The sequence below is a fragment of the Mesorhizobium sp. ES1-6 genome, from assembly GCF_020164775.1.
Classification (GTDB): Bacteria; Pseudomonadota; Alphaproteobacteria; order Rhizobiales; family Rhizobiaceae; genus Mesorhizobium.
Genome location: NZ_JAIUGU010000001.1, coordinates 235212 through 257376, shown reverse-complemented (window position 1 = coordinate 257376; position 22165 = coordinate 235212). Strand labels below are relative to the sequence as shown.

The 22165-nt window shown below is 62.8% G+C and carries 17 protein-coding genes; 5 read left to right on the top strand and 12 right to left on the bottom strand.

All coding sequences use genetic code 11. The features are described 5' to 3' along the window. Window positions 1-8 precede the first annotated feature (8 nt). From LB564_RS01390 to LB564_RS01380, 3 genes are all read right to left on the bottom strand, one after another. Window positions 9-1043 carry an extracellular solute-binding protein gene (locus LB564_RS01390; RefSeq protein WP_224534505.1) on the bottom strand — a complete coding sequence of 345 codons (1035 nt, stop codon included), beginning with the start codon at window positions 1041-1043 and terminating at the stop codon, window positions 9-11. 397 nt (window positions 1044-1440) lie between these two features. After that, on the bottom strand, window positions 1441-2412 hold the full coding sequence (locus LB564_RS01385) for an NAD-dependent epimerase/dehydratase family protein (RefSeq protein ID WP_224534504.1): 972 nt from the start codon (window positions 2410-2412) through the stop codon (window positions 1441-1443). Between the two features lie 241 nt (window positions 2413-2653). Continuing rightward, entirely contained in the window at window positions 2654-2845 is a 192-nt protein-coding gene (locus LB564_RS01380) for a hypothetical protein (RefSeq protein WP_224534503.1), read from the bottom strand. Between the two features lie 318 nt (window positions 2846-3163). Between LB564_RS01380 and LB564_RS01375 the strand changes: the two genes are divergently transcribed. Next, window positions 3164-3937 (top strand): NAD kinase, encoded by a 774-nt coding sequence (locus LB564_RS01375; RefSeq protein WP_224534502.1) that lies wholly within the window; start codon window positions 3164-3166, stop codon window positions 3935-3937. A 192-nt stretch (window positions 3938-4129) separates the two neighbouring features. After that, window positions 4130-5719, top strand: coding sequence for a DEAD/DEAH box helicase (locus LB564_RS01370; RefSeq protein ID WP_224534500.1), 1590 nt, complete (start codon window positions 4130-4132; stop codon window positions 5717-5719). A gap of 152 nt (window positions 5720-5871) precedes the next feature. Here the strand turns inward: LB564_RS01370 and LB564_RS01365 are convergent, their stop codons facing one another. The 7 genes from LB564_RS01365 to LB564_RS01335 all read right to left on the bottom strand — a co-directional run bounded on the left by LB564_RS01365 (window position 5872) and on the right by LB564_RS01335 (window position 13845). Next, window positions 5872-6480, bottom strand: a complete 609-nt coding sequence (locus tag LB564_RS01365) for a hypothetical protein (RefSeq protein ID WP_224534498.1) — start codon at window positions 6478-6480, stop codon at window positions 5872-5874. A gap of 241 nt (window positions 6481-6721) precedes the next feature. Continuing rightward, on the bottom strand, window positions 6722-7372 hold the full coding sequence (locus LB564_RS01360; RefSeq protein ID WP_224534496.1) for an OmpA family protein: 651 nt from the start codon (window positions 7370-7372) through the stop codon (window positions 6722-6724). Between the two features lie 151 nt (window positions 7373-7523). Further along, on the bottom strand, window positions 7524-7892 hold the full coding sequence (locus LB564_RS01355) for a GFA family protein (RefSeq protein WP_224535387.1): 369 nt from the start codon (window positions 7890-7892) through the stop codon (window positions 7524-7526). A gap of 113 nt (window positions 7893-8005) precedes the next feature. Beyond that, complete coding sequence (locus LB564_RS01350) at window positions 8006-8383, bottom strand: hypothetical protein (RefSeq protein ID WP_224534494.1); 378 nt, start codon at window positions 8381-8383, stop codon at window positions 8006-8008. A gap of 274 nt (window positions 8384-8657) precedes the next feature. Further along, window positions 8658-9789, bottom strand: a protein-coding gene (prfB, locus tag LB564_RS01345; RefSeq protein WP_224534493.1) for a peptide chain release factor 2 whose coding sequence is annotated in 2 segments (ribosomal slippage) — window positions 8658-9722 and window positions 9724-9789 — 1131 coding nt in all. Because the reading frame shifts where the segments join, the coding sequence is not laid out codon by codon here. 123 nt (window positions 9790-9912) lie between these two features. After that, window positions 9913-12369, bottom strand: a complete 2457-nt coding sequence (locus tag LB564_RS01340) for a penicillin-binding protein 1A (RefSeq protein ID WP_140710341.1) — start codon at window positions 12367-12369, stop codon at window positions 9913-9915. A 213-nt stretch (window positions 12370-12582) separates the two neighbouring features. Continuing rightward, entirely contained in the window at window positions 12583-13845 is a 1263-nt protein-coding gene (locus tag LB564_RS01335) for an N-acetylmuramoyl-L-alanine amidase (protein WP_224534492.1), read from the bottom strand. Between the two features lie 651 nt (window positions 13846-14496). Between LB564_RS01335 and LB564_RS01330 the strand changes: the two genes are divergently transcribed. Next, window positions 14497-17430 (top strand): ribonuclease E/G, encoded by a 2934-nt coding sequence (locus tag LB564_RS01330; RefSeq protein ID WP_224534491.1) that lies wholly within the window; start codon window positions 14497-14499, stop codon window positions 17428-17430. Between the two features lie 219 nt (window positions 17431-17649). Here the strand turns inward: LB564_RS01330 and LB564_RS01325 are convergent, their stop codons facing one another. Further along, window positions 17650-18579 (bottom strand): glutaminase, encoded by a 930-nt coding sequence (locus tag LB564_RS01325; protein ID WP_224534490.1) that lies wholly within the window; start codon window positions 18577-18579, stop codon window positions 17650-17652. A 4-nt stretch (window positions 18580-18583) separates the two neighbouring features. Next, a complete protein-coding gene (locus LB564_RS01320; RefSeq protein ID WP_224534489.1) occupies window positions 18584-19732 on the bottom strand; it encodes a pyridoxal phosphate-dependent aminotransferase in 1149 nt (382 codons plus the stop codon). A gap of 147 nt (window positions 19733-19879) precedes the next feature. Here LB564_RS01320 and LB564_RS01315 point away from each other — a divergent pair, with 147 nt between their 5' ends. Together LB564_RS01315 and LB564_RS01310 are read left to right on the top strand one after the other, a co-directional pair. Then, the gene (locus tag LB564_RS01315; RefSeq protein ID WP_224534488.1) at window positions 19880-21274 is read left to right on the top strand and encodes a M48 family metalloprotease; all 1395 of its coding nucleotides are present in this window, start codon (window positions 19880-19882) and stop codon (window positions 21272-21274) included. A 69-nt stretch (window positions 21275-21343) separates the two neighbouring features. Further along, on the top strand, window positions 21344-22165 hold the full coding sequence (locus LB564_RS01310) for a DsbA family protein (protein WP_140710353.1): 822 nt from the start codon (window positions 21344-21346) through the stop codon (window positions 22163-22165).

The following is a 22165-nucleotide window of genomic DNA, read 5'->3' as shown; positions in this document are numbered from 1 at the left end:
TGCTGGCGCTATTTCTGGAGGTCGGTCCAGATCTTCGTGTAAAGCGCCTGAACATCGGCTGGACAGGCCGGCATGAACTGGCCCTTGGCGGCGAATTCCGCCGGGATATTCACCTCAGGTGCGTTCTTCATATCATCGGGCATGAAGGCTTCCGAGCCCTTGATCCCGTTCGAATAGCGGGCGAAAGCCGAAATCAGCGCGGCGTTCCGTGGGTCCATGATGAAATTCTGGAAGAGCTTGGCATTCTCGACATTCTTGGCGTCCTTGAGAACCGCGACATTGTCCATCCAGATCGGAAAGCCTTCCTTGGGATAGCCGTAGACGATCTTGTCGTTCTGCAGCCGCTCGCGCAGCGATATGCCATTCCAGTTGACGCCGGCGGCGATGTCGCCCCTGCCCAAGCCGTCGACGGCCGCATAGTCGAGCGAAAGCCATTTCGCCTTCGCCTCGACCAGCTTGTCGTGGACCTTCTTCAGCACCTGCATGTCGTTGGTACAGTACTGGCCACCTTCATAGGCGATGGCGAGGAACATGATGTCACCCATTTCGGGCACGACATTGATCTTGCCGACAAGTTCGGCCGGCGGGTCGAGGAACAGTGCTGACGTGTTCGGGTCGCCGGCATAGACTGACTTGTTCACCGAAATGCCCGTTGTGCCCCACTGCCAGGGAACGGTGTATTTGCGGCCCGGATCGAAGGGTACGTCGACCCATCTGGGATCGACATTCCTGAAATTCTCCATTTTGTTGGGGTCGGTTTCCAGCAGCAGGCCTTCGCTGATCCAGATCGGCACGACGCTGGCCGAGGGCACGACGATGTCATAGCCGGAAGCGCCCTGGCGGACTTTGGCCAAGGCGGTGTCGTTGGAGTCGTAGTCGGTGACGGTGACCTTGATCTTGTAGGTCTCCTCGAACTTCTTGATGAGGTCCGGGCTGGTGTAATTGCCCCAATTGTAGATGTTGAGTTCGCCATCGGCGCGGGCAACGCCCGTCGCGGTGAAGAGCGACAGCCCGACGGCAGCCGCGGTCAGTTTCCAGTTCATAAGAGTTGCTCCCATTGTTGGGACCGGCGGCATCGCCGCCTCCGGTCCATTTCCTGCCGATCAACAAGCCGGGTGACGCCGTTCGCCCCCACAACGGGCCGAATGGCTGTCGAGATATCCCCTCTTCGTAGCCATTCACTGGCGGATGCCAGCTGGCCAACTCGATTTTCAGTTATGAAGCTAGATTATAACTAACTATACAGTCAATATCTTTTCGCCGCCCTGCCACCGCCCGCAATTGCGTGGCTCGCCCGACAAGCCAAGGGCGCCAGGCTTCAGGCGCCATTTCTGTAGGCGGGATGGAAAACTCCGCCGCGCGATCTCTATTTCGCCAGCCGGCTCGCTTCCGTTTCCCGATCGCCATGATGGACCAGGCCGGGAGCCGCGTATCTCGCTTTCAGGCCTTCGGCGCCGCTTCGCTGCCGGCGTCAATTTGTTGCCGGAACCATTCGAAAGTACGCTGAAACCCCTCCTGATAGCTGGTCGCCGCTTCCCATCCGGGCAGAACCTGCCTTGCCAGGGTCAGGTCCGGGCACCGGTTCGTCGGATCCTGCGGGGCAGGCGCGTGGTGTTCGATTCGGCTGCCGGGAACCAGCGAGCAGACGAATTTCGCGATGTCGAGAACCGAGACCTCGCGATTGTTGCCGATGTTCAGGGGGCCGCGGTGCGAAATGCTGTCGCGCCAGAAGAAGCGCTCCAGCCCATCGACAATGTCGTCGACATAGCCCCAACTGCGCGACTGGGAACCGTCGCCGTAGACGGTCAGGATTCCGGTGGTCAGAGCCTGGCAGATAAAATTCGAAACGGCACGGCCGTCGTCGATGCGCGTTCGCGGCCCATAGGTGTTGAACAGCCTGACGACGCGGACATCGAGCCCGCTGACGCGCTGCTCTTCGAACAGCAGCGCCTCGGTGCAGCGCTTGCTTTCGTCGTATGAGGCCCTCGGCCCCGTACAGTCCACGGATCCTCGGTAGCTCTCCGGCTGCGGCGACACCAGGGGGTCGCCATAGACTTCCGAAGTCGAGGCGAAGCAGAAGCGGCCGCCGGGCCGCAGCAGCGACAGAAGATTGAGCGCACCGCCTATGTTGGCTTTGATCGTGCGGGCGGGCTCGCGCCTGTACCATGCGGGCGAAGCCGGGGACGCCAGATGGATGATCTCATCGAAATGCCCGCTGTCCGTAAAGCTCTCGACATCGCCAACCCTCAGGCTGAAGCGCGGGTCGTCGACATGGGCAATGTTGTCGCGCAATCCGGTCCACAAATTGTCGACCACGACAAGCGCCTCAAGGTCGTCGCGCCGCAGAAGACGATCGACCAGATGCGAGCCAATGAAGCCGCAGCCACCGGAAACCAACACGCTGCGCGACATACGTCCACCACTCCAGAACTCGGCCGGTCGACGCGGCGGGGCTCGTCTCCCTGCGATGAGGGAAACGGGATCCAGTTTCGGATCCGAGCCTTTCTACCAGTGGTTTTGTCGATGCCGCAATTGCCGCGATCAACTTGTCTTGCGCCACGCCTCGGCTTGCGCCACGCCTCGGGATCAACGGCAGAGCCCGCCAAGCGTCGGCGATCCTCGGTGGTGCGGTCGATGAGGGTATTTGGGCGGCCTACAGCGCCCTTTGCGGGCAAGGCATCCCGGCGGCATCGCCGCAGCGTGAGGCCGTGGGCAGCGGCCTGGCGCTCATTTCTTCCGACCGGCGCACCAGTCCGGCAAAGACAAGCGCGAAGCTTCCCAACATGACAAAGACGATGATCAGGCGTGTTACCGGCAATATGTCGGCCTCGTCTGGTTGGCGCATGCCCCGACAACAGAATGCGCGGGATCATGCACACAAATCTAACGTGCCGCGGCATGCCAAGTGTCGAGAAAAACAAGCGATGCCGCGGGCGCCCCACACCACCCATGCCGGCTAACATGACCGATCCGGCTTTACGAGAGCTTAAGCCCGGTTTTAACCATCACATTCGCTCGCGCCATGACATCAACCGCGACCCTCCTTGCGACAGCCCTGCCGCGCCATCGCTTGAGGCTCTCTTTGCAGACCCGCCGCCCCATGCTACCCCGGCGCAGGCGCGGCCAGAACCTGCCGGCGCCAATCGGTCGCGATCGGGAAGCCATGAACAAAGCTGCCAACAGCATTGCCTTCGTCTCGTCCGACACAACGGACGCCAAGGCGGCGCTGGAGAGCCTGTCGGCGCGCTACGGCCAATGTTCGGTCGCCGAGGCGGCTGTCGTGGTGGCGCTGGGCGGCGACGGCTTCCTGCTGCAGACCTTGCGCGACACGATGGGTACGGGAAAGAAAGTCTACGGCATGAACCGTGGCACCATCGGCTTCCTGATGAACGAGTACCGCTCCGGGGGGCTCACAGAACGCCTCGCGGCCGCGGTCGCCGAAACGATCCGGCCCCTGGAGATGCTGGCAACCACCTCGGACGGCGAACACGTCACGGCGCTGGCGATCAACGAAGTCGCGCTTTGGCGCCAATCCTATCAGACGGCCAAGATCCGCATCAGCATCGATGATCAGGTGCGGCTCGAGGAACTGAATTGCGATGGCGTGATGATCGCGACGCCGGCCGGATCGACAGCGTACAATCTTTCCGCGCACGGTCCGATCCTGCCGCTCGATGCGCCGCTTCTGGCGCTCACGCCCGTCAGCCCGTTTCGCCCGCGACGCTGGCGCGGCGCATTGCTTTCCAACAAGGCGACCGTGCGCTTCGACATAATGGAGCCGGAAAAGCGGCCGGTGAACGCCGCCGCCGACCACACGGAGGTCAAGGCTGTGACCTCGGTCACGGTGCGGGAATCGCCGACGGCCACCGCGACTTTGCTGTTCGATCCCAACCACTCCTGGAACGAGCGCATCCTGGCCGAGCAGTTCCGTTACTGAGCCGACACAGAGACAAGCGGCCGGATTAAGCATCGCGATTAAGGTTACAACTTCACAATCGCGCCAATCCTGCCCGTTTCTGTTGACAAATCGCGGGCTTGCGCCTAATCGCAATACCAATCTTGCAGGCGCGTGGCGCTTGCCGCGACGAATGACGTTGCGCTTCCCCGAACCAGCCAAAGACAGCAACACTTGTCCTCAGACACGACGATCGCTCAAGAAGCGTTGACCTTTTCAGACCTCGGCCTGTCGCCGAAGGTGCTTTCCGCAGTCACCGATGCCGGCTACACGCAGCCGACTCCGATCCAGGCTGGTGCGATCCCGCACGCCTTGCTCGGCAAGGACGTGCTGGGCATTGCCCAGACCGGCACCGGCAAGACCGCCTCCTTCGTGCTGCCGATGCTGACCCGGCTGGAAAAAGGCCGCGCCCGCGCCCGCATGCCGCGCACGCTGATCCTCGAGCCGACGCGTGAGCTTGCCGCGCAGGTCGAGGAAAACTTCGTCAAATACGGCAAGAACCACAAGCTCAACATCGCGCTGCTGATCGGCGGCGTTTCGTTCGACGAGCAGGACAAGAAGCTGGAGCGCGGCGCCGATGTGCTGATCGCGACGCCAGGCCGTCTGCTCGACCACCGCGAACGCGGCAAGCTGCTGCTCAATGGCGTCGAGATCCTCGTCATCGACGAGGCCGACCGCATGCTCGACATGGGGTTCATTCCCGACATCGAGCGCATCTGCGAGATGATTCCGTTCACCCGGCAGACGCTGTTCTTCTCGGCCACCATGCCGCCGGAGATCACCAAGCTGACGGAAAAATTCCTGCATGCGCCGGTGCGCGTCGAGGTCTCCAAGGCCGCGTCGGCTGCCACCAACATCATCCAGCGGCTGGTCAAATCGGGCGCCAAGCCTTGGGACAAGCGCGAAACGCTGCGCAACCTGATCAAGGCCGAGGACGCGGAACTGAAGAACGCGATCATCTTCTGCAACCGCAAGATCGAGGTTTCGGAGCTGTTCCGCTCGCTGCTGAAATACGATTTCGACGCCGGTGCGCTGCATGGCGACATGGACCAGCGCGCCCGCATGCAGATGCTGGCCAATTTCCGCGACGGCAAACTGCGCTACCTCGTCGCCTCGGATGTCGCCGCGCGCGGCCTCGACATTCCCGACGTCAGCCATGTCTTCAACTACGACGTGCCGATCCATGCCGAGGACTATGTCCACCGCATCGGCCGCACCGGCCGGGCCGGCCGCTCGGGCAAGTCCTTCACCATCGCGACCAAGTCCGACACCAAATATATCGATGCCATCGAGCGGCTGATCGGCACCAAGATCGAGTGGCATGACGGCGACCTGTCGACCGTGGTCGCCAGCGAAGGCGAGGACGATGCTCCGCGCCGCGGCAAGGGCGCGCCGCGCCGCGCCGGCCGCAAGGACGAAGACCGCAAGCCCCATGACCGCAAGGACAATGGCGAACGCAAGAGGGGCGGCGAACGCCGTTCCAGACACAGCGAGGAAGACGTCTCGGCCGTTCCTGCCCAGCCGCACGACCAGCCCGATGTAGCGGAAGCGGCCGACACTACCGATCGGCGCGCGCGCAAGGACGCGATCCGCTCGGAAAACAGTGAGCGCAAGACCTCTTCGGATCGCGCGCCTGAGCGTGGCGATACGCGGCCGCAACGCGAAGGCAACCGCCCTGCCCGGCACCGCCAGGAAGACAACGACGCCACCGTCGGCTTCGGCGACGACATGCCCGCCTTCATGCGCATCGTCGCCAAGGTCTGATTGCTGCTATCGCGGACAAGCCGGGTACCCGGCTTGCCCTTTTTGGCCCAGAGTAGTTCCAGGAAAAGCACAGCGGTTTCCGCTCACACTTGCGTGGAAACAGATCGCTGGATGGGTTCAGCGGTTATTTTGAACGCCGCCCAGAATCCCCGTTACATTGGCCCAGGCATCATCTTGGTCGGCTTCTCCAGCATCGGGAACTCGGCCTTGTTGCATTTCACCTTCGGATTCGTCGGGCTGAACATGCCGTTCGGATTGTCGGCGAACAGCCAGGCGTGAAGGTCATAGTGGACGAACTCCCTCGGAATGAGCGGATAATGTCCCTCCATCGGGCCCATGAAGGTTTGACCAAACAGCTTCGGCGGCGCCTTGACGTCCGGGGTCAACGGCAGCAGCCATTCCACGCCGACCAATTTCAGGCCTTTCCTGGTCGGCTCGTAGATGAGGACGTTGGGCTTCATCGGGTCGAGTTTCTGGCCGATGCTCGGGACGTTGACGAAATGGATGCCCATGGCGCCCTTCGGATAGTCCATGGAGCCGGGTATCTTTTCGCCGCTGTAATAGACGCAGCCGACCGTCGAGAGATAGAGGTCGCGGACGGCGGCGGTGTAGTCCTCATATTTGGCGAGCGACTTCTTCAAGGCGTCGATGTCGGCCTTGCTGGCGTCCTCGGCATGAGCCACAGCGAGGCCCAACCATGCACCGACGACGCTTGTCAAAGCGAGGACGCCACAGCGTCCAAGGCTGGCTGTTCTTGTCATTGCATTCCTCCCAGATTTCATGATCTGGCCGTGCAAGACCGAGGCGGAAAGTGTTGATTACGCGGCCAGTTGTACCGCCTCATCCCCTCTGGAACGATGCCGATCCTATTCCTTTCCGCGACCGCGGGAAAGCCGTTATTTAGAGATTGCTAATTTTAAAGCAGCGCCCCAAGGGGCGTCGAAATCCGCTCAAACAAAAACGGCCCCCGACGGGGCCGTTTCGCATTTCGTTGCCGAACAATCAGGTGAGTGGCGAAAGCTGGATCTCGACGCGCCGGTTCTGTTCGCGACCAGCGGCCGTCGCGTTGGAAGCGATCGGCCGCGTCTTGCCGAAGCCGGTGACGGCGAAGCGGCGTTGATCAACGCCCTGGCCGGAGAGGTAGTTGGCGACCGCCAGCGCACGGCGCTGCGACAGATCGAAATTGTGCTGATCGCCACCGGTCGAATCGGTATGGCCAAAGACGTCGACCGTGGTCTGCTTGAATTTCTTCAGCACCAGCGCGACGGAATTCAGCACCGGATAGAAACCGGGCTTCACAGCGTCCTGATCGATATTGAAGGTGATGTCGGACGGCATGTTGAGGATGATCTGGTCGCCGCTGCGGGTGACGCTGACGCCGGTGCCCTGAAGCTGCCGGCGCAGTTCGGCCTCGTTCTGGTCCATCGTGGCGCCGATGGCGCCGCCGGCCAGCGCGCCGATGCCGGCGCCGATCAACGCATTGCGGCGGTCATTGCCGCCGGCAAGCAGGCCGAGGCTGGCACCGGCCAGAGCGCCGAGACCGGCGCCCGCGGCCGTGTTGGAAATCTTCTGGTCGCCCGTATACGGATCGGTGGTGGTGCACGCGGTCACGAGCAAAGCCGTCGCCACAACGACGAGCACGGTCTTTTTCATAGAATGGTCCCTCTCCAAGTCACGCCTTACGATGGCGCCAAATCAGCCCTTGCCGCGACTTGTACCATGAATTGCGGCGAAAAGCGGAACGGGAAAAGTGGCCGGCGCGGCTTTTCCCGGAGCTGGCGGCGTGACGAAGCGCCGTGACCGGCTACCAGAGATTCTTGCCGTCAATGACCACCACTTCGACCTTGTCGAGATCGAAATCATCGAACAGCCGCGCGTTGACGCTGATCTTCGGATTGTCGAAATCCGGCTCGCCGGTCGACCAGTCCGGCGTTTCGGTGAAAGTGCCACAGCCGCAAGTGGCGCAAAAACCGTGCTTTATGGTTTTCGAGCCCCACTGATAGAAGACAACGTTCTTCAGCGGCGTGATGAGCCTGAACTGCGATGGGAGGTAATAGGCCCAGAGCGAGCCGCGTTTCGAGCAGAACGAACAGGTGCATTGCGTCACCGTGCCCGGTGCCTCCGAAACCTCGAATGTCGTCGCCTTGCAGTGGCAGCTTGCCTTGATGGTCATGTACATCACCTCTCCATTGTCCGCCGCCCAGGCGGCAGGGCACCATAAAGAGGCGATCCTGACAACCGTCCGTCAGCAGGCTTTAGGCCTGGACAGGCGGCAGCAGATCCAAACTAGTAGGAGGATGGCGGCACGAACAGGCAGATGGTCTTGCCGGCATCGAGCCCGGCCTCATGCGCGCACCAATGGAACTCGCCATCGGGCGAATCCTTGACTCGCCTGTCGCTGTAGGCCAGCACCTCCCCGGTGTCCTTGATGACATAGCCGTCCGGGCGCTCGCTGATCGAGGTTTGCGACACCTCGTGGCAGTCGAAATTGGCGCAACAGGCGAACGGATAACTCCAGCCTTGCGGCTTGGCCGCGGTCGGCTTGGCGTCATGCGCCACAGCCGGTGCCGACACGGATGCGATCACACAGGCCGCGTACAGAGGAAGGAGGAGTTGGCCAACCGACGGAACGGCGATGGCCGATCTGGAACTGGAAGCAAACATGGCAACGTTCCTTTCAAACGAGGTTCAAGCGTTTCGCCTGCCCGTTTCCCGGAACGTGTCTTCCCAGCGGCCGAACCGTCAGCAGATATGCCGCGACCGGCCATAAATGCTTTTGTCTCCTCCCGTCGGCGATGGTGAGCCGAAATGTGAGTCGGCGCAAGAATTGCCGGAGGCCGCATATTGCTCGGCCCTCGGGCACAATCTGTTTCTCACACGGCCGCACCCCGCGCCGAGACGATGATGAAACCGGCCGAACCGAAGACGCGCGGACTGTTTAATCCAGATCCGCCACGGCTTCGCCGGCACCGCCTTCGATGCGCTGCGACAACGAAGCTTCCATGAAGTCGTCGAGATCGCCATCGAGGACGCTGGAGGGGCTGGTGCTTTCGACGCCGGTGCGCAGATCCTTCACCAGCTGGTAGGGCTGCAGCACGTAGGAACGGATCTGGTGACCCCAGCCGATGTCGCTCTTCGAGGCTTCGGTCGCGTTGGCCACCGCTTCGCGCTTCTTCAGCTCTTCCTCATAGAGTCGTGAGCGCAGCATTTCCCAGGCCTTCGCCTTGTTCTTGTGCTGCGAGCGTTCCGCCTGGCAGGCGACCGCGATGCCCGTGGCGATATGGGTGATGCGCACGGCCGAATCGGTGGTGTTGACATGCTGGCCGCCGGAACCCGACGACCGATAGGTATCGATGCGGACGTCCGATTCGGAAACGTCGATCTCGATCGCATCGTCGACGACGGGATAGACCCACACGCTGGAGAAGGATGTGTGCCGGCGCGCATTGCTGTCATAGGGCGAGATGCGCACCAGGCGGTGGACGCCGGATTCGGTCTTCAGCCAACCATAGGCATTGTGGCCCTTGATCAGAAGCGTGGCGGACTTGATGCCGGCCTCCTCGCCGTCATGCACTTCAAGCACCTCGACCTTGAAGCGCCGGCGCTCGGCCCAGCGCGTGTACATGCGCAGCAGCATCGACGCCCAGTCCTGGCTTTCGGTGCCGCCGGCGCCTGCATGGATTTCGAGATAGGTGTCGTTGCCGTCGGCCTCGCCCGAGAGCAGCGTTTCGACCTGGCGGGCCTTGGCCTCGCCCTGCATCGAGCGGAGCGCGGCCTCGGCCTCGGCGATGACGCCTTCGTCACCCTCTTCCTCGCCCAGTTCGATCAGGCCGATATTGTCTTCCAGCGCCTGGGTCAGGCCTTTGACAGAGGCGATGCCTTCCTCGAGGCCCTGGCGTTCGCGCATCAGCTTCTGCGCTTCCAGCGGTTCGTTCCAGAGGCTGGCGTCCTCGGCCCGCACATTGAGGTATTCAAGCCGCTTTATGGCCTGATCCCAGTCAAAGATGCCTCCTCAGCAGGGTTATCGCCTGCCTGATCTCGTCGACAATATTCTGCGTTTCCGCGCGCATGGCCTGGTGTTTTGTCCTGTTGCTGAAATGACGCTTCGGTCGGCGCGATACATAGGGACGGTGCCGCCATGTGTAAAGCGAAATGGGCCAGCCCAGGGGCTGCCCATTTCGGCGTGTGAACCGTCAGTAAAGGCCGCCGCCGCCGTCCTGGATGGCCTGGTTGGCCTGCGGCGACAGTGCGCCACCCGACGCATTGGAGCCATCAGCGCCCATGCCGATCACCCAGTAGCTGTCGGCGGGGCCGGTGCCCGGCTTGAACGCCTCGATGATGGTTCCCGGATCGCCCGAGGAAGCCCGCATGCCGGTCTTGCGGTTGATGGCGACCAGGTTCATGCCGTCAGGCACCTTGAAGTCGACATTGGGCGTGCCGTCCAGCGCCACGCGCATGAAATCCTTGAAGATCGGCGCGGCAAGACCGCCGCCGGTGGCGCCATGGCCAAGGCCGCGCGGCGTGTCGTAACCCATGTAGAGCCCGACCACGAGGTTCGGCGTGTAGCCAATGAACCAGGCGTCCTTTTCGTCGTTGGTGGTGCCGGTCTTGCCGGCGATGTGGCGACCAAGCTCCCCAATGGTGGCGCCGGTGCCGCGCTGGACGACGCCTTCCATCATCGAGGTGATCTGGTAGGCGGTCATCGGATCGAGCACCTGCTCGGAATTGTCGACCAGTTCCGGCTCCGGCTGATTCTTCCATTCAGGCGCGTTGCAGCCCTCGCAGCCGCGCTCATCCTGCTTGAAGACCGTCTTGCCGTAGCGATCCTGGATGCGGTCAATCAGCGACGGTTTGATCGACTTGCCGCCATTGGCCATGATCGAATAGGCCGAAACCATGCGCATCACGGTCGTCTCGCCGGAGCCCAGCGCCATCGGCAGATACGGCGCCAGATGATCATAGACGCCGAAGCGTTCGGCATATTCGACGACCAGCTTCATGCCCATGTCGTTGGCAAGCCGCACCGTCATCAGGTTGCGCGATTTCTCGATGCCGGAACGCAGCGTTGCCGGGCCGGCGACGGTGCCGTCATAGTTCTTCGGCGTCCAGGTGGTGTTGCCGCTCTGGATGGTGATCGGTCCATCCATGATCACCGAGGCCGGGGTATAGCCATTGTCGAGCGCGGCCGAATAGACGATCGGCTTGAACGAGGAGCCCGGCTGGCGCATCGCCTGGGTGGCGCGGTTGAACTCGGACTGGGCGTAGGAGAAGCCCCCGACCATGGCCAGCACGCGGCCGGTATGCGGATCCATGGCGATCAGACCGCCTTCCACCTCGGGAACCTGACGCAGGCTGTAGGCATTGTCGGAGCCATCGTTCTTCTGCACGAAGATGACGTCGCCCGGCTTCAGCACGTCGGCCGGCGACTTGGCCTTGACCGTCTTGCCGTCGACCACATGGCGCATGGCAAAGCCCATGTCTTCCTTGCTGACAGTGCCTTCGACGCGTTCCTTCACGATATCGCCGGAGGCCTGGCGCGCGGGTTGCAGGCCGATCGACAGACCTGACGCCGAACTGTCGAGCACGACGGCCAGCGACCACTCCGGAACGTCCTCCAGTCCCTTGACGGCGCCCAGCGGCACGCCCCAGTCGCCTGACGCGTCGATGGTCGTCACCGGCCCGCGATAGCCGCGCAGCGTGTCGTATTTGATGAGGCCGTTCTGCATCGCCTTGCGAGCGATCAGCTGGATCTTCGGGTCAAGCGTGGTGCGGACGGACAGGCCGCCTTCGTAGAGCGCGTTCTCGCCGTAGCGGGCGATGATCTGGCGACGCACTTCCTCGGTGAAATATTCACCGGCGAACAGATAGGTGCCGGTGCGGCGCGGCGTCACGCCGAGCGGCTCGGCCTTGGCCTTGTTGCCTTCCTCACGCGTGACGTAGCCATTCTCGACCATCTGGTCGATGACCCAGTTGCGGCGCTCGATCGCGCGATCGGCATGCTTGAAGGGGTGATAGTTGTTCGGCCCCTTCGGCAGGGAGGCCAGGTAAGCGGCCTCGGCCACGGTCAGTTCGTTCACCGACTTGTCGAAATAGGTCAATGCCGCTCCGGCGACACCATAGGCACCGAAGCCGAAGAAGATTTCGTTGAGGTAGAGCTCGAGAATGCGGTCCTTGGGATAGGCCTGCTCGATACGGAAGGCCAGGATCATTTCCTTGATCTTGCGCTCGTAGGTCTGGTCCGCGGTCAACAGGAAGTTCTTGGCCACCTGCTGGGTGATCGTCGAGGCGCCGACCTGACGCCTGCCCGAGCCGAGATTCTGAAAATTGACGATGATGGCGCGGCCGAGGCCGGTCACGTCGATGCCGGGGTGGTTGTAGAAATTCTTGTCCTCGGCGGACAGGAAAGCGGCCTTGACCCGATCCGGAATGGCCTGGATCGGCAGATAAAGGCGACGTTCGCGCGCGTATTCCGCCATCAGCGACCCGTCCGAGGCGTGGATGCGGGTGGTCACCGGCGGCTCGTACTTGGCCAGAACCTCGTAGTCGGGCAGGTCCTTCGACAGGTGGCCGATGTAAATCGCAACGCCCGCCGCGACCAGAAGGGCCAGCGTCGTGCCGATGCCGAAGAAATAGCCAATGAGACGAATCATACCCGCTCCAGTCCTTGGTTCGGGAATTTCCTAAACGAAGCCGCCTTCCACGCAAGCTTTCGAGCCGGTCCCAAACCGTAATCGAAAACCCATGTCGCGACCATGTGGACAAAATACGGCAAGGCCGCGTTTGGCGGCCGCAAGCCGGAAATAAAAGCACCTTGTGTTGTCATCCCGCAACGCCGCTTCTGGTTGCAGGCGCCGCGACGCATGTCAACCTCCGGTTCCGACCCCGGCGCGCGCGGAAGCGAACAATGCGACGGCATTGGTGATGCTTTGCGCCGCCTTGCCGCGCCATTCGGCGTCGAGCAGCTGCGCCTCGTCCTTGGCGTTGGAGAGATAGCCGAGCTCGACCAGCACCGACGGCACGTCCGGCGCCTTCAGCACCTTGAATCCCGCCGAACGCTGCGGATTGTTGATGAGGCCGACGCTGGTCGAGAGCTGGCCGACCAATGTGTGGGCAAAACTCATCGAGAAAGTGTGCGTCTCGCGGCGGATCAGGTCGATGAGGATGTCGGTGACTTCCTTGTTGTCGTCCTTGATGACCATGCCGGCGAATTGGTCGGACAGGTTTTCGCGGTCGGCAAGCGCCTGCGCTTCCGGGTCGGAGGCCTTGTCGGAGACCGTATAGACCGTGGCGCCGCGGATGCCCTTGACGCTGATCGTGTCGGCATGGATCGAAATCAGCAGATCGGCCTCATGCTGGCGGGCAATGCGCACGCGGTCGTCCAGGCGCAGATATTCATCGGTATCGCGGGTCATGAAGACATCGTATCTGCCGATGGCCGCGAGCTTGTCGCGCAACTCCGTGGCAAAGGCCAGGGTGACGTTCTTCTCGATGGTGCCGTTCAGGCCTTCGGCGCCGCCGTCTATGCCACCATGGCCGGGATCGATGACCACGGTGAAGCGATGGCCCGGATTGGAGACGGGACCGGTGCCGACCCGGCCGCCCTTGTCGGTCGAAACGGTGGAACCCGTGGTCAACGCCTGATTGGCAAGGGCGGCGTCGAACTCACGTTCGGAGGCCGCCGACATGTCGATGGCAATGCGGTAGCCGGTTCCGTCCTCGTTCTTGAGCACATCGAGCTTGTCGACGGCGAACGGCCCCTTGCCGGTCAGAATCAGTCGCGCGACGCCCTCGCCGAATTCGCCGAGCCGCACGCCCTTGACCAGGCCGCGCGGCTTCAAATCCTTGGCATCGATGGCAAATCGCGTGTTCGCAAGATCGATGACAACCCGATTGGGTCCGCGCAGCAGGAACCATTTGATGTCGGGTTCGCGATCGAAATCCATGACGATGCGCATCTTGGTGGCATCGCCGGCCATCTTGTAGCCCCTCGCCACGAGCGGTGCGTCGGCGGCGTTGGCACCAGCGGAAAAGGCGGACGAAACCACCAGCAGCAACAAGAGACAGAAGGCGCACAGAAACCGGCCGCCAACACGGCATCCCTTGTCTGTGAAGTCCGCCAGTCCCATCTCTCTTCCAGTCGCTCCCGGTTTGGCGCCCGGCGCCGGCTCGTTTCATCGAAGTGCCGGTCAGGCCACGAGTTCGATTAACGATTGGTATCCAGAGAAGGTTAACCAAGCCTTTTCATGCAAGGATCGGAACCAGGCTTACGCTACGGAACTGCTTTTTGCCGGCATCGGAAATCGGGGTTGCCTTCCAACCCGCCAAATCATAAAAGCGATGGTGGATCACTGCAATCCTGGAACCGCCCTCCTCCGCAGCTTCCTGCTAAAGGGTCAGATGAAAGGCGGCTCCTTTCGCTTCACGCGAAAAGGCTTCAGGTGATTGCGACGAATTTCGCAGGTGTGCTCCCGTGGCGGGGGAATCGCCTGCGTGAGGAAAACGGCCGGGTTGTTCCCGTGCCGGCTCTGTAAGAGCAAACAAGCTGGTCCGGTTTCCGGGCTTTGGTTCAAAGGTTCTGCTGGTGACGATGGCTTCAAGCGCAATCATGGAAAGGTCCGCATCAAACCGCGCCAATTTGGCTGCGGGCGGCACCGCCATGACACGCGGGCAGCGTCCGGCGGACGTTCAATTATCCGGCACCCACTCTCATCCAGACACACAGCAGCGGGCTTTGCCCCGCCAGCTGCGGCTGACGGCTGCCGGGGGGAAACGAAATAATGCCCAACAAAATGCTGATAGACGCCTCCCACCCGGAGGAAACACGCGTAGTCGTCATACGCGGTAACCGTATCGAAGAATTCGACTTTGAATCCCAGGACAAGAAGCAGCTCAAAGGAAATATCTACCTCGCCCGCGTAACGCGCGTCGAACCTTCCCTTCAGGCAGCCTTTGTCGAATATGGCGGCAACCGTCACGGTTTTCTCGCCTTCAGTGAAATACACCCCGATTACTACCAGATTCCGGTCGCCGACCGTCAGGCACTGCTGCGCGCGGAAGCGCAGGAGGCCGAGGACGAGGAGAACGAGGACGGCGAAGGCGAGGATCGCCAGAGCCGGGATCGCGGACGGCGCGGCCGCCGGCGCGGCGGCAAGACTCGCGACCGCGGTGAAAGCAGGCGCGATGCGGGTTCGGCCGATTCCGGGGACGCAAACGAAGGCATCGGCGAGACGGACGAAAACAACGACAATGGCGCTGACGCGGTCGCCGAGGACATGTCCGACGTTTCCGGAACCACGGAACATGCGTCGGATGCCTCGGAGCACGCCGTTGCATCCGAAGATAACGACGGTTCTTCCGAACAGGATGAAAGCGAGGCCAGCGACGGCGGCCCCAAGTCGATCGCCGCTTCCGTCGAAGCCGATGTGATTTCCGAGACTGTCGCCCAGGCGGAGCAAGGCAGCGAAGCCACCTCCACCGACAATGATCGCGGCATGCTGGAGGAAGTGTCCTCTTCCCATCCCGACGATCATGAGATCGAATCGGTCGGCGCCGAGGATGCGCTGGAAGAAGTGCGCAACCGCCGCAAGCCGGTGCGTCGCCAGTACAAGATCCAGGAAGTGATCAAGCGCCGGCAGATTCTGCTCGTGCAGGTGGTCAAGGAAGAGCGCGGCAACAAGGGCGCGGCGCTCACCACCTATCTGTCGCTCGCCGGCCGCTATTCGGTGCTGATGCCGAACACGGCGCGCGGCGGCGGCATTTCGCGCAAGATCACCAGCGCGGTCGACCGCAAGCGCCTCAAGGAAGTTGTTGCCGATCTCGAAGTGCCGCAAGGCATGGGGGTCATCCTGCGTACCGCCGGCGAGAGCCGCACCAAGGCCGAGATCAAGCGCGACTACGAATATCTGATGCGGCTGTGGGAGAACGTGCGCAATCTCACGCTCCAGTCCACCGCCCCTGCCCTCGTCTACGAGGAAGGCAGCCTGATCAAGCGCTCGGTGCGCGACCTCTACAACAAGGACATCGACGAGATCCTGGTTTCCGGCGAAGAGGGCTACCGCGAGGCCAAGGACTTCATGCGCATGCTGATGCCGAGCCACGCCAAGGTGGTTCAGCCGTTCCGCGACACGACGCCGATCTTCGTGCGCAACGGCATCGAGGCGCAGCTCGACCGCATGCTGCAGCCGCAGGTGACGCTGAAGAGCGGCGGCTACATCATCATCAACCAGACCGAGGCACTGGTCGCCATCGACGTCAATTCGGGACGCTCCACCAAGGAGCACTCGATCGAGGACACCGCGCTCCACACCAATCTGGAGGCGGCGGAAGAAGTTGCCCGCCAGCTCCGGTTGCGCGACCTTGCCGGCCTGATCGTCATCGACTTCATCGACATGGAGGAGAACCGTAACAACCGCTCCGTCGAGAAGCGGCTGAAGGATCACCTCAAGAACGACCGCGCCCGCATTCAGGTCGGCCGTATCTCGCATTTCGGCCTGATGGAGATGTCGCGCCAGCGCATCCGCGCCAGCGTGCTGGAATCGACCATGAAGCCGTGCCCGCATTGCGGCGGCACCGGCCATGTGCGCTCCGATTCGTCGGTCGCGCTGATGGTGGTGCGGGCGATCGAGGAATTCCTGCTCAAGGACTCGCGCAGCCACATCACGGTGCGCACGCCGGCCGCGACCGCGCTCTACGTGCTCAACCACAAGCGCGGCACGCTGGTGGAGCTCGAAAGCCGCTTCGGCCTGACCGTCACCATCGAGGCCGACGATACGGTCGGCGCCCAGCACTACGCGATCTTCCGAGGCGCGCTGGCCGAAAAGCCGGAAGGCTTCGTCGAGGCGCGCAGCCTGCCCGCCTACATCGAGCCGGAAGAGCCCGAGGACGAGATCGTTGTCGTCGAGGAAGAGGACGAAGCGCCGGCTCAGGCCGAACAGCCGCGTCAGCCCCAGCAGGGCCAGCAGCAGCGGACCGGCGAGGATGGCGAAGGCCGCGACCGCAAGCGCCGCAAGCGCCGCAGGCGGCGCGGCGGCAAGGATCGCGACCGCGAGCATGGTGCTCCGACCGAGGGCGCTTCCACGTCGGATGACGGCTTCTCCGCGTCGGAAGGTGCGGCGGACCATGACGATGCCGAGGCAGACGACGAGGCTGCGGTCGCCGCGACCGAGACCGTCGAAACGGCCGAAGCATCCGACGATAGCCAGGGCAAGAAGCGCCGACGCGGCAAGCGCGGCGGCAAACGCAACCGTCGTGAGGACGGCGAAGGCGAGACGGAGGCGGCAGCCGGTGAAACGACCGAACCTGCCGAGGCTGACGCTTCGCTAAGCGAGCCTGTGTCGATCGAGCCGGTGGCTGCCACGGCCGCCGAAGAGCCGGCAACTACCGTGAGCGACGAGGTGCCTAGCACCGAAAAGCCCAAGAAGCCGCGGCGCGCAGCCAAGCCGAAGAAGGCAGCCGCCGAGGCTGTGGCCGAGGAGCCGACCGTGGAAGTGGCCGTTCAGGCAGCCGCTGAGACGCCAGCCACGACCTCGGACGAGGCAGCGGTCGCCGGGGAGACACCGAAGACCCGGCCATCACGCCGCAAGGCGGCAGCCGCCGATACACCTGTCGTACCGGTGGTTTCCTCGACCGTCGCCGTTGAACCGGAAGCCAAAGCCGAATCCGAAGAAAAGCCCAAGCGTGCCGGCTGGTGGCAGCGGAAAGGCTTTTTCTAAGCTTTTCAAATTCTTGAATTGATTTCCGACAAAAAGACCCCCGCGCCGATCGAAATGAACGGCGCGGGGTTTTCATATCCGGCAGGTCTTGACCCTAGAGCGGTTCAGCGTTTGATAGAATCCCCGAACCACTCTAACTCTTTGTTTTTACGCAATTCCCAAGGGGAAGCGCTACGCGCTTCTCCCGGAAAACCGTTACACACTTTTCCTGGAATTGCTCTATGGCGCGAAGATCGACCAGTTCATCATCCTGGCGAGCTTTTCCAGCGCGATCGAACCCAGCTTGGAATTGCCGTTGGCGTTGAGGCCGGGCGACCAGACGGCGAGCGAGGCGACACCCGGCACGATGCCCAGTATGCCGCCGCCGACGCCGCTCTTGCCGGGAATGCCGACGCGGAAGGCGAAATCGCCGGAGCCGTCATAGTGGCCGCAGGTCAGCATCATGGCGCCGATGCGCCGCGCCCGCTCCGCCGACACCACGGAATGCCCGGTTGCCGGGTTCTTGCCGCCATTGGCGAGGAAGCGACCGGCCATCGCCAGTTGCCGGCAGCTCATGGCGATGGCGCAATGGTGGAAATAGACGCCCAGCGCCAGCTCCGGCGCGTGGTGGAGATTGCCGAAGGACTTCATGTAATTGGCGAGCGCGAAGTTGCGGTAGCCGGTGGCACGTTCGGAGGCCGCGACGTCGCGGTCGATAATGATTGTTTCGTCGTCGGCGAGGAACTGGATGAAGCGCAGGATCTCGCCGATCGCCTCGCGCGGCTGGTGGCCGGCAAGCAGGATGTCGGAAATGACGATGGCGCCGGCATTGATGAACGGATTGCGTGGAATGCCATTCTCGTGCTCGAGCTGGACGATCGAGTTGAACGGGTTGCCGGAGGGTTCGCGCCCTACCCGCTTCCACAGCGCGTCGCCGACATTGCCGAGCGTCAGCGTCAGGGTGAACACTTTCGAGATGCTCTGGATCGAAAATGCTTCCTCGGCATCGCCAGCCAGCAGCGTGCGGCCGTCATTGGTGACGGCGCAGATGCCGAACTTCTTTGGGTCGACCTTGCCCAGTTGGGGAATATAGGTCGCGACATCGCCGCGATCGGTGCGTTCCGCCATTTCCGCCGCGACTTCCGCCAGCGCCTGTTCGAGTTCCGGCATGGCGCTACCTCAACCATCGTTCGATACGGGCCATCGCCTCGACCATGTCGTCGTGGCTGCCGGCATAGGAAAACCGCATCGTGCGGTGGCCCGCACAGGTGTCGAAATCGCGGCCTGGCGTCGCCGCCACATGCGCCTCGGCCAGCATTTTGCGGGCAAACGCCATGCTGTCATTGCTGTGCCGGGTGACATCGCAGAAAGCGTAGAAGGCGCCATCCATGGGCGCCGCCAGGGGAAACCCAAGCTCCGGCAGGCGCGTCATCAGAAGCTCGCGGTTCCAGGCATAGCGCCGCTTCACCGCTTCCAGTTCCTCGGTCGCGGCGAAAGCCTCGACCGCCGCGATCTGCGACAGCTCCGGCGGCGAAATGTAGAGGCTCTGGGCGATGCGCTCCACGGGCCGCACGAGCTCTTCCGGCAAAACCATCCAGCCGATGCGCCAGCCGGTCATGCAATAATATTTCGAGAAGGAATTGATCACAGTCACGCTGTCGCTAAAGGCGAGCGCCGTGGTGTCCGGGGCGCCATAGGCCAGCCGATGATAGATCTCATCGGAAATGACGGCGATGCCGAGGGATTGCGCCGTGGCGACCAGGGTCGCCAGTTCGTCGGCCGGTATGACGGCGCCGGTCGGATTGGCCGGACTTGCGAACAGCACGCCCTTCAACGGCTTCTCGCGATGCGCGGCCTCCAGATGGCCGGCATGCAGATAAGCCGCGTCGCTGAGTTCGATCTCGACCACCTCGATGCCAAGGGCGGCCATGATGTTGCGATAGGCGGGGTAGCCGGGCGCGGCGATGGCGACCCGGTCGCCGGGATCGAACATCGCCAGAAAGGCAAGATTGAAGGCCGCCGACGATCCGGTGGTCACCGCGATCCGCCCAGGGTCGACATCGAGGCCATAGTGATCCGCGTAATGCCCGGCGATCGCCTTGCGCAACGAGGTCAGACCCAGCGTGTCGGTGTAGCCAATGCGTCCATCCTCCAGCGCCTTGGCCGCGGCGGCGCGAACCCCGAGAGGCGCCGGATCGGAAGGCTGGCCGACCGCCATGGAAATCACCGGCACGCCCTGGGCCTTCAGCCGGTTCGCTTCTGCCAGCACATCCATGGCGTGGAACGGCTCGACATTGCCGCGACGGGAGAGCGAAACGACCATTTTTACCCCTGTTGCGAGGATTGAGCGCGCCAGGTCCTGACGCATGCGCCGCACAAATGCCCGATTGATGTGAGGATCACAAGTTGAGGAAGTTTTTCCGGCGCCGACTTTTCATCTTTCGCCCGCTCGTCTACCAGTGGACACATTATGTTGAGCCGACCCAGATCGACGATTGCCCAGGCAGCGCGCGCCTTCGCGACGATCTCGCTTGCCGCCGCGGTTGCGATGGCCGGTTCGGTGACCGCCTTCGCTCAAGGCGTGCCCGTGGTGCGCGACGCCGAGATCGAGGCTCTGGTGCGCGATTACGCACGGCCGATCTTCAGGGCGGCCGGGCTGGCGAATGACGGCATCGACATCGTGCTGGTCAATGATTCCAGCTTCAACGCCTTCGTCACCGGGCGCCGGCTGTTCATCAATACCGGCGCCCTGATGACGGCCGAGACGCCGAACGAAATCATCGGCGTCATCGCGCACGAAGCCGGGCATATCGCCGGAGGCCACCAGCAGAAACTGCGCGACCAGCTCGAACGCGCCAAGACCATGGCCATCATCGCCACCTTGCTGGGTGCCGGCGCCATGGTTGCCGGCGCGACCACGAACAGCCGCGGCCTTGCCGGCGCCGGCATGGGCGTGGCGGCTGGCGGCGGCGAGATGGCGCAGCGCAGCATCCTCGCCTATCAGCGTACCGAGGAAATCACCGCCGACCGCTCCGCCATCACCTATCTCAATGCGACGGGCCAGTCCGGCTTGGGCATGCTGAAGACCTTCCACCGCTTCCAGACGGCGCTGTCGTTGTCGGGAGCGCAGGTGGATCCCTACCGGATCAGCCATCCGATGCCGCAGGACCGCATCGCCAACCTCGAAGTGCTGGTCAAGCAGAGCCCCAATGTCGACAAGGCCGACGCGCCGGCGCTGCAGCAGCGCCATGACATGATGCGGGTGAAGATTGCCGTCTACATGGAAGGCCAGGCCGCCGCGGCGCGGCTGATGCAAAAGATGCGCGGCGGCATGGCGGCGCTATATGGCGATGCCCAGTCGACCTATCTCTACGGCAACCTCGACGCGGCGCTCACGAAGACCAACGCCCTGATCAAGGCGCAGCCCAGGAATGCCTACTTCCAGGAGCTGCGCGGCGACATATTGATGAAAGCGAACAAGCCTGGGGATGCGGCCGACGCCTACGCCAAGGCGGTCAGCCTCGATCCGGCACGGTCCGGCCTGCTGCCTGTTTCGCTTGGCCAGGCGCTGATGGCGGTCGGCACGCCCGATTCGCTCAAGAAAGCTGTCTTGCAGATCAACAATGGCCTGAGCCGCGACAAGGAAAATTCCACCGGGTATCGTTATCTGGCGCAGGCTTATGGCGAGTTGGGAGACATACCGGGTGCCGAGCTTGCCACCGCCGAAGGCCATTTCTATTCCGGTAGCTACAAGGATGCGAAGATCTTCGCCATGCGGGCACAGCAGCAGATGAAGCGCGGCGAGCCGCGTTGGATACGCGCGCAGGACATCATAAACTACAAATCATCAGGCAAGAGCCAGTGATCTCATGAACCCTCCGGCCGCGTGCTGCGACACAGCCAGACCGGAACACAGGCAGAAGGAACGAGAACGATGAAAAAGGCACTGCTGCTGGGCACCACGGGGGTTGCGGTCGCCCTTGCCATGCTGGCTTTCGGTTTCGTGGCCGGCAATCCGCAGGTCGCGAAGGCCGGAACGACGCAGCCTGCCCAGGCGACGCAGCCGGCCCAGACCACCGTGGCGGATACCAAAATCGACCGCGCCGAGGTCGAGGGAATCATCCGCGACTACCTGCTGAAGAACCCGGAAGTGCTGCTCGAAGTGCAGGACGCGCTCGAGGCCAAGCAGAAGGAAGAACAGCGGCTCGCCGCACTCGGCGTCATCAAGAACGCCAAGGACCAGATCTTCAACTCCACCTTCGACGGCGTCGTCGGCAACCCGAACGGCAAGGTGACCATCGTCGAGTTCTACGACTACAATTGCGGCTTCTGCAAACGCGCCATCGAGGACATGCGGGCCCTGACCAAGTCCGATCCGGATCTGCGTTTCGTGCTCAAGGAGTTCCCGATCCTCGGCCCGGATTCGCAGAAGGCGAGCGTCGTTTCGATGGCCTTCCATCTGATGAAGCCGGAGAAGTACGGCGAGTTCCACAACGCGCTGCTCGGCGGCCAGGGGCGCGCCACCGAGGCAACCGCGATGAAGATCGCGCTTTCGCTCGGCGCCGACGAGGCGACACTGCGCGAGAAAATGAAGGATCCGTCAATCACCGAGGCCTTCTCCAAGACCTACGATCTCGCCAACAAGCTGCAGATCACCGGAACACCGTCCTACGTCGTCGGCAACGAGGTCGTGTTCGGAGCGCTCGGGCAGGAAGTGCTCGCCGAAAAGATCGAGGCGGCGAAAGCCGCGCTTTGA